General features: G+C 59.0%; 13 protein-coding genes. 7 read left to right on the top strand and 6 right to left on the bottom strand.

What is annotated here, in order from left to right:
* Window positions 1-8: 8 nt before the first annotated feature.
* Genes A0251_RS07295 through A0251_RS07285 form a run of 3 tightly spaced genes read right to left on the bottom strand, consistent with a single transcriptional unit; the run spans window position 9 to window position 1,937 of the window.
* On the bottom strand, window positions 9-773 hold the full coding sequence (locus A0251_RS07295; protein ID WP_062816195.1) for a TIGR01458 family HAD-type hydrolase: 765 nt from the start codon (window positions 771-773) through the stop codon (window positions 9-11).
* 58 nt (window positions 774-831) lie between these two features.
* The gene (locus A0251_RS07290) at window positions 832-1,533 is read right to left on the bottom strand and encodes an RES family NAD+ phosphorylase (protein ID WP_307188431.1); all 702 of its coding nucleotides are present in this window, start codon (window positions 1,531-1,533) and stop codon (window positions 832-834) included.
* Window positions 1,530-1,937, bottom strand: coding sequence for an MbcA/ParS/Xre antitoxin family protein (locus tag A0251_RS07285; protein WP_062816193.1), 408 nt, complete (start codon window positions 1,935-1,937; stop codon window positions 1,530-1,532). Before A0251_RS07285 ends, A0251_RS07290 begins: the two co-directional genes overlap by 4 nt.
* Before the next feature lie 161 nt (window positions 1,938-2,098).
* On the opposite strand from A0251_RS07285, the gene A0251_RS07280 reads away from it, so the two are divergent.
* A complete protein-coding gene (locus tag A0251_RS07280) occupies window positions 2,099-3,115 on the top strand; it encodes an amidohydrolase family protein (protein ID WP_156478259.1) in 1,017 nt (338 codons plus the stop codon).
* A 57-nt stretch (window positions 3,116-3,172) separates the two neighbouring features.
* Here A0251_RS07280 and A0251_RS07275 read toward each other — a convergent pair whose 3' ends face one another.
* The 3 genes from A0251_RS07275 to gltA all read right to left on the bottom strand — a co-directional run bounded on the left by A0251_RS07275 (window position 3,173) and on the right by gltA (window position 6,695).
* A complete protein-coding gene (locus tag A0251_RS07275; RefSeq protein ID WP_062816191.1) occupies window positions 3,173-4,051 on the bottom strand; it encodes an NAD(P)-dependent oxidoreductase in 879 nt (292 codons plus the stop codon).
* Window positions 4,038-5,150, bottom strand: a complete 1,113-nt coding sequence (locus A0251_RS07270; RefSeq protein WP_062816190.1) for an SMP-30/gluconolactonase/LRE family protein — start codon at window positions 5,148-5,150, stop codon at window positions 4,038-4,040. The genes A0251_RS07275 and A0251_RS07270 overlap by 14 nt, the downstream gene beginning before the upstream one ends.
* Before the next feature lie 261 nt (window positions 5,151-5,411).
* Complete coding sequence (gene gltA, locus A0251_RS07265; protein WP_062816189.1) at window positions 5,412-6,695, bottom strand: citrate synthase; 1,284 nt, start codon at window positions 6,693-6,695, stop codon at window positions 5,412-5,414.
* 465 nt (window positions 6,696-7,160) lie between these two features.
* Between gltA and sdhC the strand changes: the two genes are divergently transcribed.
* The 6 genes from sdhC to odhB all read left to right on the top strand — a co-directional run bounded on the left by sdhC (window position 7,161) and on the right by odhB (window position 14,900).
* A complete protein-coding gene (gene sdhC, locus A0251_RS07260; protein ID WP_062816188.1) occupies window positions 7,161-7,535 on the top strand; it encodes a succinate dehydrogenase, cytochrome b556 subunit in 375 nt (124 codons plus the stop codon).
* Window positions 7,529-7,900: a succinate dehydrogenase, hydrophobic membrane anchor protein gene (sdhD, locus tag A0251_RS07255; protein WP_062816187.1), complete on the top strand. Its 372-nt coding sequence runs from the start codon at window positions 7,529-7,531 to the stop codon at window positions 7,898-7,900. Before sdhC ends, sdhD begins: the two co-directional genes overlap by 7 nt.
* A gap of 3 nt (window positions 7,901-7,903) precedes the next feature.
* Entirely contained in the window at window positions 7,904-9,679 is a 1,776-nt protein-coding gene (gene sdhA, locus A0251_RS07250; protein ID WP_062816186.1) for a succinate dehydrogenase flavoprotein subunit, read from the top strand.
* 12 nt (window positions 9,680-9,691) lie between these two features.
* Window positions 9,692-10,408, top strand: a complete 717-nt coding sequence (locus A0251_RS07245) for a succinate dehydrogenase iron-sulfur subunit (RefSeq protein ID WP_062816185.1) — start codon at window positions 9,692-9,694, stop codon at window positions 10,406-10,408.
* Between the two features lie 384 nt (window positions 10,409-10,792).
* On the top strand, window positions 10,793-13,627 hold the full coding sequence (locus A0251_RS07240) for a 2-oxoglutarate dehydrogenase E1 component (RefSeq protein ID WP_062816184.1): 2,835 nt from the start codon (window positions 10,793-10,795) through the stop codon (window positions 13,625-13,627).
* Window positions 13,628-13,640: 13 nt separating this feature from the next.
* Window positions 13,641-14,900, top strand: coding sequence for a 2-oxoglutarate dehydrogenase complex dihydrolipoyllysine-residue succinyltransferase (odhB, locus tag A0251_RS07235; RefSeq protein WP_062816183.1), 1,260 nt, complete (start codon window positions 13,641-13,643; stop codon window positions 14,898-14,900).
* Window positions 14,901-14,990: the final 90 nt, after the last annotated feature.

Below are 14,990 nucleotides of genomic sequence, written 5' to 3'. Positions count from 1 at the left end.
GGGGCGGTTTATTCGAGCAGGCGGGTCACGGTTCGGGCGACGGCGCGGATGTCGGCCTCCAGGCGGAACTCCCCGGTGATGGTTTTCTCGTCGCCGGCCCGGTATTTCCCGGTTTGCACCAGGCAGGCTTGCATGCCGCTGTTCAGGGCACCTTCCACGTCGCCATGGACATCGTCTCCGACCATCAGGGTGTCTTCCGGCCTTGTACCCAGGTCGGCCAGCACCTGTTCGAAAAAGGCGGGGGAGGGTTTGCCGGTGATGATGGCCCGGCAGTCGGCGGCATACTCCAATGCCCTGACAAAAGGGCCCGCATCCAGATGCAGGCCGTCATCCAGCTGGTAATAACGGTTCTCGCCGATGGCAATCAGCGGTGCGCCGTCCTGCAGCAAGCGAAACGCCTGGTCCAGATGCTCATAATTGAATTTTCTGCCGGCATCACCGAGTAGCACTGCATTGGGTGGCTTGCCTTCCAGATCGGAAAATTCCTCTTTCAGGTTTGGATGAAACAGGCAGTAGGGCGTGAGCTGATGGAGGGTCAGGTAGTCGTGGGCTGCTTGCGGGGCGGTAAACAGTTCTGACGGGTTCACAACCAGATTCAAGCTGGCCAGGTCGCTGAGGATTTGGCTGCGGTTGCGTTGGGAGGTGTTGGTGACAAAGCGCAGGGGCAAACCGGTGGCGCGCAGCCGTTCAAGGGCGTTCAGGGCGCCGGGGAGCAGGCGCGGGCCCTGGTAAAGTACGCCAGCGAGGTCCAGGCAGATGGCACGCAGCGGCATGGGATTCCTCCGAGAGCGACTCTGAATAGCCTGTTAGAGCATAGGCTCGGCGGTGTGGTCAGCTCAAGCGGCGAATGGTCAGCGTGTGGGCAATTTTCTCGCCATCCCAGATGTATTCATAGTGGGCGCTGGGAGTGATGGCTTCGATCGGTTGGGGGGTGAGCAGGGCGTAGCAGTGGCTGCCGGGGGCACGGACGGATTCGTAGTGAAGGCCGGTTTCGTGTAGCTGGTAAAGCTGCTGGCCGAGCTGTTGTGGGGCCTGGTAGTGGTCCGGGTCATGCCACTGTGGATAGCGGCTGGCCGGGGTGATATCGCACAGGGTGGCCGAGAAGTGGACCTTGAGGCCCCGCATGACAATACGATCGTATTTCAGGCCCTCTACTCGCTGAAAATAGCGTTGCTGATGGTACCGGGTTTCGGCAATGGCGGTGGCCATGCGGTCTGCGCAGTAGAAAACACCGTAGGCACCATCGGAAAACCGGGAGCCGGCCGGGTTTACGTGGACAAAGGGGCCCAGGGCATAGTTGCAGCCGGGAATGCCCCAGGGACGCTCTGCGGCGGGTACCCGGTTCAGGTCGCCCACTTCGTTCTGCAGGCGCGGGTTGGTCAGGGCCTGCACGGCAAAGAGCGCATCGAAGTCAGCCTGGTTCGCCACATCATCAAAGATGGCAATGGGCGGGTATTTGCCGTTGACCAGCCGGTAAGCCGCCTGGGATGGGAAGGCTTGTCGGGGCAGGGCGTGGATCTCTGTGTCGCTCATCCCCATTGCCCGCCCCGCAGACTGTCCAGTTGACGGTGCACTTCGTAGAGACTGGCCACGCGGCCGTTGCTCATGATGTCCATGGGGGTGGCCCCATTGAAGAACGGGTTGTGGTTGGCCATGCGAACGAAGCCATAGACGTTTTCCCGGTTGCCAAACAAGGTGCGCAGCGCCTGATGGATGTTCAGCAAGTAGCTGAGGCGCTCCAGCAGGTCGTTGCCCACCCGGGCACTGTCCGGCTGACTCTGGTACTTGTGCAGGGTGGAGCGACCCACGCCAAGCAGTGCCATCTTTTCCTTCTCGCTGCACTGCCAGTGCTCCAGCAGTTTGAGAACTGCGCGCAGTGCTGCATGGCGCGCACCGTCGTTCACTGCCAGCGTTGTCTGTTGTCTGGCTGCTTCCATAACGCCTCCTGACCTAACTCATGGTTCAATAATGGCCCTTTTTCCGTGTATTGTCTATATGTGGATATGCAGAGAGATCCGGGTCGCAGTTTATGAGAATGGTCAGAACTTGAGCCGGGTTTCCCGGTCCCTGACAGCGAGATGACAGACAGGGCATTGTGATGGGAAAGACAGGGTTGTCGATATGGGTACTGCTGATAATGCTGGGCAGTCCCGGGCTTCAGGCCAGGACGCTGACAGATGCGCACCTGCACTACGTGGATTTCATGCAGGACAGTGAGGGCAGCGAGGCCATGCTGGCGGCCATGGATCAGGCCGGGGTGGAGACGGCCTGGTTGTTCGGCTTGCCGGTGATGAAGAAGTGGCAGGCGGAGGCGCCCCGCAAACCCCGCTATTACCTGGGGGATGAAGCGCCGCTGTATTACTACAGCGCCACCGATGACATTGTGGCGCAGGCGGTTCTTGCCTTGCCAGAGTCGCAGCAGAAGCGGCTCAAACCTTTTGTCAGCGGCGTTAACCCCACGGACATGAATGCCGCGGATCAGGTTGAGGCGCTGATACAGCGCTATCCGGGATTGTGGTTCGGCATTGGCGAAATCCTGACTCGTCATGATCAGCTGACGGCGTTGACCGAAGGCGAAACCCCCAGGGCCAACCACCCGGCTCTGATGCGGGTTTACAAGCTGGCGGCCCGCTACGATCTGCCGGTGTTGCTGCACAGTAATCTGACATCGCTGCGGGAAGAGACGCCGATTTTCCTAGAAGAGCTGGAGACGGCGTTGTCCGCCAACCCGCAGACCCGCTTTGTGCTGGCCCATGCGGGTACCAGTGGTGGGGTGGAAGAGCGACAGGCGCCCCTGGGGACCCTGGTGCCAATCCTGCGGGCCTTACTGAGCCGTTATGCACATTTTTATGTGGATCTCTCCTGGAGCGTCAAGGATCACTATTTGTTGAAGAACGACAAGCCCGCATCGGAATGGGTTGAACTGATCCGGGATTATCCGGACCGTTTTGTCCTCGGTTCGGACCTGGTAGGGCACTTCGACAGCATGAAACGGCTGATGGATGACTACCAACCGCTGCTGGATGCCTTGCCCCAAAAAGTGGCGGAGCAACTGGCAAGCGGCAATGCTGCGGCGCTTGTGCCCGAAAAAGGTGCGCAATATCGGCGTGATTGAGGGGCATGAAATGTTCCGTTGTTGCCTTGGTGAAAAGGCAACAACGGCGGTGGCGGGCTACTCGGATTTTTGCAGACGGCGCAGCAGGGCGGAGGTATCCCAACGCCCGCCACCCATGGCCTGGATCTCCCGATAGAAATCATTGACCTGGGCCGTCACCGGCAAGAGGGTGCTGTTGCGGGCGGCTTCTTCCAGGCAGATATCCAGATCCTTGCGCATCCAGTCCACCGCGAAACCATGTTCGTACTGGTCGTCGATCATGGTCTGGTGGCGGTGGGTCATTTGCCAGGAGCCGGCGGCGCCATGCTGAATGGTCTCGAAGACTTTGCCGGCATCCAGTCCGGCATTCCGGGCAAAGGCGACGCCTTCGGCGAGGGCTTCTACCAGGCCTGCCACGCAGATCTGGTTGACCATCTTGGTGAGCTGCCCACTGCCCGCCGGGCCCATCAGATTGACCGCTTTGGCATAGTGGTTCAGCACGGGAACCGCGCGCTGGTAGGCCGCATCGTCGCCGCCACACATGATCGATAGCTGGCCGTTTTCAGCACCTTGCTGGCCGCCTGACACTGGTGCATCGATAAAGTCTGCCTGGCGATCCCGGCAGGCGGCGTCCAGCTCCCGGGCCACGGCGGCGCTGGCGGTGGTGTGATCCACCAGCAAGGCGCGTTCGCTGAGCGTTTTCAGCACGCCGTCAGGTCCCAGGGTGACCTGGCGCAGATCATCGTCATTGCCCACGCAGACAAACACCATGGCAGCGCCCGCGGCGGCTTCTGCTGGCGTATCCGCGGTGCGGCCACGGTAATCCCGGGCCCACTGCCGGGCGCGGCTGGCGGTTCGGTTGTAGACGGTCACGGACAGCCCGGCCTCGGCCAGGTGGCCGGCCATGGGATAGCCCATGGTGCCGAGCCCGATAAAAGCGGCGTTAATCTGTGACATTGCGGGTGTCCTGCTCCGTTACGGTGGCGGGGTCATTGGCCGGGAGTGGATAGGCGGCAAAGCGGGGGGCGGTGAGGCTGCCCAGGTACAGGGTATTGCCGTGTTGCTCCGCGCTGGTGATGGGGGCGAAGGCGTCGGCGCTGGTGTCCTGCAAGTTGTGCGTGACGTCACCCTGTTCGTTCAGGCCCAGCACGAAGCCGTGGTGGGCAGGCTGGGGCTGGAGGAAGGATGGCAGTCGGAAGGCCACCTTGCGCAGCAGGGGCTTGTCGGACATGGCGTCCAGCATGGCATTGCGCGGGCTGAACAGAGCCACCCAGAAGGTGCCATTGCCGTTGGCGGAGACGCCGTCGGGAATCCCGGGCAGGTTGTCGAAGAACACATCATGGCTGCCGGCTTTGTCGCCCTTCAGCCAGTAGCGGACGATCCGGTAACTCCCGGTTTCATTGACCAGGACAAAGTCCTCGTCCTGGGACAGTGCCACGCCGTTGGCGAATTGCAGGCCATCCAGCAGGACTTCGGCTTTCTCTGTCGCCGGGTCATAACGTAGCAGGCGGCCATGACCGCCGTGTTCGAGAATATCGTCCCGGGCGTGCAGGGCGGGACCGAATTTGCTGGATGCATCGGTAAAGTAGATGACCCCATTACTGTCCGCGTCCACATCGTCGGTGAACCGGTAATCCACACCATTGGCCCGTTGTGACAGCGCGGCAATGGCGCCGGAGGGGCTGATGCTGAGCAGGCCCTTGTAGCCGTCGGCCACGATCAGATTGCCCTGGGGGTCGAAATCCAGCCCCAGCGGACGCCCCTTGGTGTCGGCTATCAGGTCCGGGTTGCTGCCATCCGGGTCAAAACGGACGATGCGCCCGTCCACATAGCCAACGTAGAGAAAGCCGTCGTCATCAATGGCCACGTCTTCCGGGCCGACACCTTCATCCACTGCCAGAGAGCGGCTTTTTGCCAGGGCGGAGTTGCTGGCGTAGGGGCCTTCCAGTGCTGGCGCTTCGGGGGCTTGCCAGGCAACAGGGTCAATGGATACCGGCCAGAACAACAGATAGCCAACCAGAATGGCGAGAATCAGCAGTGCGATGTTTTTTATCATTGGAATCCGGAAGATCAATTAACGGAAAGCTGATGCTTGCATGCACGGGGCAACCACGCAAATGCAGGGCGGTAATAGCGTGTAATCAGCGCGGTGAAGTCTGTGTTGGCTGGTGAGCGAGAAGCGAGTTTCGAGGAGCGAAAGGCGGAGTCACGAGAGGGTTTTGGGTTCGTGGCTCGCAACATTCAACTCGTAACTGCTTTTCTTCAGGCACAAAAAAACCGCCCGGAGGCGGTTTTTTTGTCTGGCGATAACGGGCGCTTATTTGCGCTCGTTGACCGGTACGAACTCGCGTTCGGTCTCGCCGGTGTACAGCTGACGCGGACGGCCAATCTTGTACGGGTTGGAGATCATTTCGTTCCAGTGTGCGATCCAGCCCACGGTGCGGGACAGGGCGAAGATCACGGTGAACATGGAGGTCGGAATACCGATCGCCTTGAGGATGATGCCGGAGTAGAAATCCACGTTCGGGAACAATTTCTTCTCTTTGAAGTAGGGGTCGCTCAGAGCGATCTCTTCCAGCTTCATGGCCAGTTCCAACTGCGGGTCGTTGACACCGAGTTCGGCCAGCACTTCGTGGCAGGACTCGCGCATTACCGTGGCACGCGGGTCGTAGTTCTTGTAGACGCGGTGACCGAAGCCCATCAGCTTGAACGGATCGTTCTTGTCCTTGGCCTTGGCGATGTAGGTGTCGATGTTATCCAGGGAGCCGATTTCATCCAGCATGTTCAGCACGGCTTCGTTGGCGCCACCGTGTGCCGGGCCCCACAGGGCAGAAATGCCGGCAGCGATACAGGCGAACGGGTTGGCACCGGAGGAACCAGCCAGACGCACGGTAGAGGTAGAGGCGTTCTGCTCGTGATCAGCGTGCAGGATGAAGATGCGATCCATGGCCTTGGCCAGGGTCGGGCTGATCTTGGATTCTTCGCAGGGGTTGCCGAACATCATGTGCAGGAAGTTCTCTGCGTAACCCAGGTCGTTGCGCGGGTACATGAAGGGCTGGCCTAGCGCGTACTTGTAGCACATGGCCGCGATGGTGGGCATCTTGGCGATCAGGCGGTATGCGGTGATTTCACGGTGCTCGGGATTATTGATGTCCAGAGAGTCGTGGTAGAAGGCGGACAGGGCGCCCACTACGCCACACATGATGGCCATGGGGTGAGCATCGCGGCGGAAACCGTTGAAGAAATTGCGAATCTGCTCATGCACCATGGTGTGGTTCTTAACGGTGCTGACAAATTGCTCTTTCTGCTCAGCTGTCGGCAACTCGCCGTAGAGCAGGGTGTAGCACACTTCCAGGTAGTCGGACTTACCAGCCAGTTCCTCGATGGAGTAGCCGCGGTGCAGCAGCTTACCCACTTCACCATCAATAAAGGTGATCTTGGATTCACAGGAAGCGGTGGAGGTAAAGCCCGGGTCGAAGGTAAAGACACCATTGGCTACCAGTTTGGACACGTCGATAACGTCGCGGCCCAGGGTGGGGGAGTAGATAGGCAGGTCCAGGTCCTTACCATCTACCTTGAGAGTGGCTTTCTTCTCGGTCATGGGAATCTCTCCATTGGCGGACGAGGGAACGTTCCTCAAGGCAAGGAAGGTCCTCCAAAGCGCGGGGGAAGGTAAAGTTTTGACACACCTTTGTCAACGCGAACCCGGGAACCGGTGAGTCAGACTTTTGTAGGGTAAACAGCTTGTTACGGCCATAAACCCGTTTTGCATCAGGGTGGTGCAGGCTCTTTTCGTGGCGCTCACATCCGGTGCGGCATTGTAAATCAAGGCGTTAGGAGAAAGATACTTTGTCTTAATCGCCTGTTTAAGGTGCTCGGCGTTTGTTTTGCTCAGGGCGCGGCGATATACTGCCGCCCGGCAGAAACCTCTGACTGGGGGTTTTGTGCGGGCCCACCCCGGCCCGGGCGAGGTTGTTAAGATCAGACTTCACGTTTTGATCTCAACAACTTTGCCAAAGTTCCCGACAACCGCCCCAACCTGGGGCCCGGCTATAAGTAGGCTACCGTGAACGATAAGCGACCCGTTAACCTCGATCTGAGCACGATCAAGTTCCCGGTCACGGCTATAGCATCTATCACCCACCGTGTAACCGGCGTTGCCATTTTCCTGGCGTTGCCGATTCTGCTGTGGATGCTGGATCGCTCCCTGGCGTCTCCCGAGAGCTTTGCGGACCTGAAAGAACTGATGACCTCCCCGCTGGTGAAGCTGGTGGTATGGGCCATTCTGGCAGTACTGCTGTATCACCTGGTGGCAGGTATTCGCCACCTTGTTATGGACGCTGGCGTGGGTGAGAGCCTGGAAGGCGGCCGACGTGGTGCCAAGCTGGTATTCATCATTTCTGTAGTACTGATTCTGCTGGTAGGAGGCTGGATATGGTAACCAGTGTGACGAGCCTGGGCCGTAACGGCCTGTATGACTGGCTCATTCAACGTGTATCCGCCGTGATCATCGGGGTCTACCTGATCGGCATGCTCGGCTACCTGATGGTTGCCGGCGATCTGGACTATGGCAGCTGGAAAGCCCTGATGGGCTCTGTCTGCATGCAGATTGCCAACACCCTGCTGGTAGTTTCTGTTGCAGCACACACCTGGGTAGGTCTGTGGGGCGTAACCACCGACTACCTGACCAGCTTGACCTTCGGTAAAGCCGCCACTGGCGTTCGCCTGATTGCCCAGCTGGCAATTGCACTGGCTCTGGTGGTGTACCTGCTGTGGGGTCTGGTTCTGATCTGGGGAGGGGCGTAATCCATGTCCATTCGCACTATTACGTTTGACGCTATCGTCGTAGGTGGTGGTGGTGCCGGTATGCGCGCCTCACTGCAGATGGCCCAGTCCGGTTTCAAGACCGCGCTGATTTCCAAAGTTTTCCCGACCCGTTCGCACACCGTTTCCGCCCAGGGCGGCATTACCTGTGCGATCGCGTCTGCCGATCCCAACGATGATTGGCGCTGGCACATGTACGATACCGTCAAGGGCTCCGACTACATCGGTGACCAGGACGCTATCGAATACATGTGTAATGTGGGCCCGGAAGCGGTATTCGAGCTGGACCACATGGGCCTGCCGTTCTCCCGTACCGAAGAAGGCCGTATTTACCAGCGTCCTTTCGGTGGTCAGTCCAAGAACTTCGGTGAGGGTGGCCAGGCGGCCCGTACCTGTGCGGCCGCTGACCGTACCGGCCACGCGCTGCTGCACACCCTGTACCAGCAAAACCTGAAAAACGGCACCCAGTTCTATAACGAGTGGTACGCCGCCGAGCTGGTAAAAGACGCTGATGGCAATGTCTGTGGTGTCATCGCCATCGACATCGAATCCGGCGAAACCGTGTTCTTCAAGGCCAAGGCTACCGTCTTTGCCACCGGGGGCTCCGGTCGTATCTACGCCTCCACCACCAATGCCCTGATCAACACCGGCGACGGCGTTGGCATGGCCCTGCGTGCGGGTCTGCCGGTTCAGGACATTGAAATGTGGCAGTTCCACCCCACCGGTATTGCCGGTGCCGGTGTGCTGGTGACCGAGGGTTGCCGGGGCGAGGGTGGCTACCTGATCAACAAGGACGGCGAGCGCTTCATGGAGCGTTATGCGCCGAACGCCAAAGACCTGGCGTCCCGTGACGTTGTGGCCCGCTCCATGATGATGGAAATCCTGGATGGGCGTGGTGCCGGCCCCAATGGCGATCACGTGTTCCTGAAGCTGGATCACCTGGGTGAGGAAGTGCTGCACAGCCGCCTGCCGGGCATCTGTGAACTGGCTATTACCTTTGCCCAGACCGACCCGGTGAAAGAGCCGATTCCGGTTGTTCCCACCTGTCACTACATGATGGGCGGTATTCCCACCAATGTTCACGGTCAGGCGATCAAGTTGTCCGGTGGCCATGAGGGCGAAGACCAGTTTGTTAACGGTCTCTTCGCGGTGGGCGAGGTAGCCTGTGTATCTGTACATGGTGCCAACCGTCTGGGCGGCAATTCGCTGCTGGACCTGGTGGTATTCGGTCGTGCGGCCGGTCTCTTTATCGAAGACCAGCTGCGTCAGGGTATGACCCAGTATGAGCCTTCCGATTCTGATATCGAACAGGCTCTGTCCCGTGTGCGTCGCTGGGATGAGTCCAGCGGTGGAGAATCTGTTTCTGCCCTGCGCAAAGAGCTGCAGAGCGTGATGCAGAATCACTTCGGGGTGTTCCGTAAGGGTGACCTGATGGCGGAAGGTGTGGCCAAACTGGCGGATCTGCGTGAGCGGATTTCCAAGGCGCATCTGGATGACAAGAGCAAGCCGTTCAACACCGCGCGTATCGAAGCGCTGGAGCTGGACAATCTGCTCGAGGTGGCGGAAGCCACTGCTATCGCCGCAGAAGGCCGTACCGAAAGCCGTGGCGCGCATTCCCGCTACGACTACCCGGATCGTGATGATGAGAACTGGCTGTGCCATTCCATCTTCGACCCCACTGCCAAGAAGCTGGGTAAGCGCGAGGTGAATTTCAAGCCGAAGACCGTTGACACCTTCCAGCCCAAGGCGCGGACCTACTAAGGGGAGCTAACGATGAAAGTCAGTATCTATCGCTACAATCCGGAAACGGACCGCGAGCCGACCATGAAGGAGTATGAGGTCGATACCCAGGGTAAAGACCTCATGGTGCTGGATATCCTGGCTCTGGTGAAAGAGCAGGACGAATCCATGTCCTACCGTCGCTCCTGCCGTGAAGGCGTGTGTGGTTCCGATGGTATGAACATGAACGGCAAGAACGGCCTGGCCTGTATTACGCAGCTGTCCCAGGTGGCACCGGGTGTCCTGGAAGGCAAGAAGCCGCTGATCCTGCGTCCCTTGCCCGGCCTGCCGGTGATCCGTGACCTGGTCGTAGACATGGGCATGTTCTACAACCAGTACGAAAAAGTGCAGCCGTTCCTGCAGAACAGCACCCCGGCACCGGCCATTGAGCGCCTGCAGACTCCGGAAGATCGTGCCAAGCTGGATGGTCTGTATGAGTGCATCCTGTGCGCCTGCTGCTCTACCAGCTGTCCGAGCTTCTGGTGGAACCCGGACAAGTTCCTGGGTCCGGCGGCCCTGTTGCAGAGCTACCGCTTCCTGGCGGACAGCCGCGATACGGCCACTGAAGAGCGATTGAGCAAACTGGACGACCCGTTCAGCCTGTTCCGTTGCCATGGCATCATGAACTGTGTCAGCGTGTGTCCGAAAGGGCTCAACCCGACCCGGGCCATTGGCCATATCCGTTCCATGCTACTGGAACGGGGTATCTGACCCGAACGAAGGAGGCGGCCATGTGGCCGCCTTTTTTGTTTCTGGTGTTGAGCAATACCGCTGTCTATTCGACGTTTCGCCAATGCAGTGACAGGCATAAAAAGTGTTACCTTATTTTATCAAGACGGCGTCTAACAAAAGCGAAATAAAAGGGCTACACTAGACGTCGGTTCGAGGTAATCCCTCGTCGAGACGTGGCATAACACTCACTCTCACCAACCCGGTGAAGATGGGTGGTTTTGTTGCATCTCATGGGTGGGGCAGGGCTTAAAAGGCGCTGTCCCGGACAATACAAAGCGTACGGGAACAGGGTCGCCCCCCTGTGGTCGCAGTGACACCAGTTACCACAGAGTGTGACACCTCCCGCTGAAGGAACGAGCTGACATGCAAGACAGTTCCATGCAGCGCCAATGGCAGTCCTCCCACATTGGAGGAGCCAACGCCGCCTATGTCGACGAACTGTACGAATCCTATCTGACTGACCCCAATTCTGTGCCGGAAGACTGGCGCGTCTACTTCGAAAAACTCCCCAGTGTTGATGCCGCCGTCGAGTCCGACGTGCCCCATGCGGCTGTTCGCGAATATTTCCTGCTACAAGCCAAGAATCGCTCCCGTGTGCAAAAGTTTGGCGCCAGTGCTGTCAGCACTGAGCACGAGCGGCGCCAGGTGCGTGTGCTGCACCTGATTGCGGCGTACCGCAACCGGGGCCATCAGGTGGCCAAGCTGGATCCGCTGGGGATTATGGAGCGTGAAGCGGTACCGGATCTGGAGTTGTCACACCACGGGTTAAGTCCCGCGGACCTGGATACCGTATTCCAGACCGGTAACCTGTTTATCGGCAAACCGGAAGCCACCCTCCGTGAAATTGTTGACTGCTTGCAAGGCACCTATTGTTCCAGTGTCGGTGCCGAATATATGCATATCGTCAACACCGCGGAAAAACGCTGGTTGCAACAGCGTATGGAAGGGGTGCGCAGCCATCCGGAATACGGCGAAGACGTCAAAAAGCATATCCTCGAACGTCTCTCCGCCGCGGAAGGCCTGGAAAAATACCTGGGCAGCAAGTACCCCGGCACCAAACGTTTTGGGCTGGAAGGCGGTGAATCGCTGATTCCGCTGATGGATGAAATCATCCAGCGGGTCGGCAGCTACGGGGCCAAGGAACTGGTCATCGGTATGGCCCACCGGGGCCGCCTGAACGTGCTGGTCAACACCCTGGGCAAGAGCCCCAAGGATCTGTTCGAGGAATTTGACGGCAAGAGCTTTATTGAAACCGGTTCCGGTGATGTGAAGTATCACCAGGGGTTTTCCTCCAACGTGCAGACTTCCGGTGGCGAAGTGCACCTGGCCATGGCCTTCAACCCGTCTCACCTGGAAATCGTGTCTCCGGTGGTGGAGGGCTCGGTACGGGCCCGTCAGGACCGCCGTGAGGATTTTGAAGGCGAGCAGGTGGTGCCGATCTTGCTGCATGGTGACGCGGCTTTCGCCGGCCAGGGTGTGGTCATGGAAACCTTCCAGATGTCACAGACCCGCGGCTTCAAGACCGGCGGGACCCTGCATGTGATCATCAACAATCAGGTCGGTTTCACCACCAGCCGACGTGAGGATGCCCGTTCCACGGAATACTGCACCGACGTGGCGAAGATGGTTCAGGCGCCGATCTTCCACGTCAATGCGGACGACCCGGAAGCCGTGTACTTCGTTACCCAGCTGGCCGTGGACTACCGCATGCAGTTCAAGAAGGATGTGGTTATCGACCTGATCTGTTATCGCCGGCTTGGTCATAACGAGGCGGATGAGCCGTCTTCCACCCAGCCGTTGATGTACAAGAAGATCAAGTCTCACCCGACCACCCGAACCCTGTACGCGGAACGTCTGGTCAGGGAAGGCGTAGTCAGTGAACAGGCTGCGCAGAAAACAGCTGACGATTATCGCAACATGCTGGACGCGGGTGACCATGTGGTGAAATCGCTGGTGCGCGAGCCAAACAAGTCACTGTTTGTGGACTGGTCACCCTATATCGGTCATCAGGTGGAAGATGACTGGGATACCAGCTATCCGCTGAAAAAACTGCAGGATCTGGCTACCCGTCTGGAAACGCCGCCGGAAGGCTTTGTGGTTCAGCGTCAGGTAAAGAAGATCCTTGAAGACCGACGCAAGATGACGGCCGGGGCCTTGCCGCTGAACTGGGGCTATGGGGAAACCCTGGCCTATGCCACCTTGATTGATCAGGGCTTTAATGTCCGTATCACCGGCCAGGATTCCGGCCGCGGGACCTTCTCCCACCGTCATGCGGTTCTGCATAACCAAAAAGACGGTGAGCAGTATGTGCCGCTGCAGCATCTCTATGACGAGCAGCCGCGCTTCGACATTTATGATTCCTTGTTGTCGGAAGAAGCGGTGCTTGGTTACGAGTACGGCTATTCCACCACCACCCCCAAGACCCTGGTGATCTGGGAGGCGCAATTCGGCGATTTTGCCAATGGTGCCCAGGTGGTGATCGACCAGTTCATCTCCTCCGGGGAAGCAAAGTGGGGCCGCCTGTGTGGTCTCACCATGCTGTTGCCCCATGGCTACGAAGGGCAGGGGCCGGAGCATTCCTCCGCTCGACTGGAACGTTTCCTGCAGCTGTGCGCAGAGCACAACATGCAGGTCTGCGTGCCCAGCACCCCGGCCCAGATTTACCACCTGCTTCGCCGTCAGGCAGTCCGCCCGTTGCGCAAGCCGCTGGTGATCATGAGCCCGAAGAGTTTGCTGCGGCACAAGAAAGCCATCTCCACACTGGAAGAGCTGGCCGACGGTATTTTCCGTACCGTGCTGGATGATCCTGCAGAGCTGGATCGTGACAAGGTGAAACGGGTAGTGATGTGCTCTGGCAAGGTGTACTACGACCTGCTGGAGAAGCGGGACAGTGATGATTTGAACGACACTGCGCTGATTCGTGTCGAGCAGCTTTACCCGTTCCCGGAACAGCGTCTTCAGCAAGTGCTGGAGGGATACCCCAATCTGGAAACCCTGGTGTGGTGTCAGGAAGAACCCATGAACCAGGGCGCCTGGTATTGCTCGCAACACCATATGTATCGGGTGGCCCGTGAGGTCGGAGACCTGCGGGTGCATTACGCAGGTCGGGATATGGCTGCCGCGCCGGCGGCCGGGTCCATGGCCCTTCATGTGGAACAACAGCAGCGTCTGGTCCAGGACGCCTTCGAGATCAAGTAAATAAGGATTAGGCATGGCGACTGATATCAAAGCACCGCAGTTTCCCGAATCAGTAGCGGACGGCACCGTAGCCACCTGGCACAAGCAGGAAGGTGAAGCGGTCAAGCGTGATGAGCTGCTGGTGGATATTGAAACCGACAAGGTGGTGCTGGAAGTAGTGGCACCGGCTGACGGTGTAGTCAGCAAGATTCTCGCCGGTGAAGGCGACACGGTTGAGAGCCAGCAGGTGCTGGGTCATTTCGAAGAGGGCGCCAGCGGTGGTGCTGCGCCGTCCGGTGACAAGGCCGATTCGGCACCGGCGGAAGAAGAGAAAGAGGAACCGGCAGAAGCACCGGCGAAAGCCAGTGAGTCTGCCAGTGATGATGACAGCGCGTCGGACCAGGCGGGTCCGGCTGCCCGCAAGTTGATGACCGAGCACGGCGTGGCCGCGGAACAGGTAACGGGTACTGGCAAGGGTGGCCGTATTACCAAGGCGGATGTGGAAAAAACCATCAGCGCCAAGGAAGAGAAGCGGGCCAGCCAGCCGGCTCCGCAGCAGCCCGCTACCGTGGATGTGCCGGCAACGCCGGGCGAGCGCGAAGAGCGTCGGGTACCGATGACCCGCCTGCGCAAGCGTATCGCCGAGCGTCTGGTGTCTGCCCAGCAGAACTCCGCCATGTTGACCACCTTCAACGAGGTCAACATGAAGCCGATCATGGATATGCGCAAGCATTACCAGCCGGAATTCGAAAAGGCCCACAACGTGCGTCTGGGCTTCATGGGCTTCTTTACCCGTGCCTGTGTGGAAGCGCTGAAGCGTTTCCCGGCGGTGAATGCCTCTATCGACGGTGAGGATATCGTGTACCACGGTTACTACGACGTGGGTGTGGCGGTGTCCACCGAGCGCGGGCTGGTGGTGCCGGTGATTCGCGATGCGGACCAGCGTGGTCTGGCAGAAGTGGAATCACAGATCATCGAGTTCGGTCAGAAGGCCCAGAAGGGCAAGCTTTCCATTGAGGAAATGACCGGTGGCACCTTCACCATTTCCAATGGCGGGGTGTTCGGGTCACTGATTTCCACGCCCATTCTCAACCCGCCGCAGACCGCCATCCTCGGTATGCACAAAATCCAGGAACGTCCCATGGCCGTGGACGGCAAGGTGGAAATTCTGCCGATGATGTACCTGGCGCTGTCCTACGATCACCGCTTGATTGATGGCAAGGAAGCGGTGCAGTTCCTGGTGGCAGTGAAAAACTTTATCGAAGATCCGGCGCGTTTGCTGCTGGATATCTGAATGTATGCCTGCACGCATCACGTCGGCACGCAACCACGCTAAGGGCGTGCCAGCGTGTTGCGTGAAGCGTGCCAGCGATTGAAGGAATAG

It is taken from the genome of Alcanivorax sp. NBRC 102024 (assembly GCF_001602235.1).
GTDB lineage: Bacteria > Pseudomonadota > Gammaproteobacteria > Pseudomonadales > Alcanivoracaceae > Alcanivorax.
The sequence above is the reverse complement of the archived record's forward strand: the minus strand, read 5'-3'. Positions and strand labels throughout refer to the sequence as shown.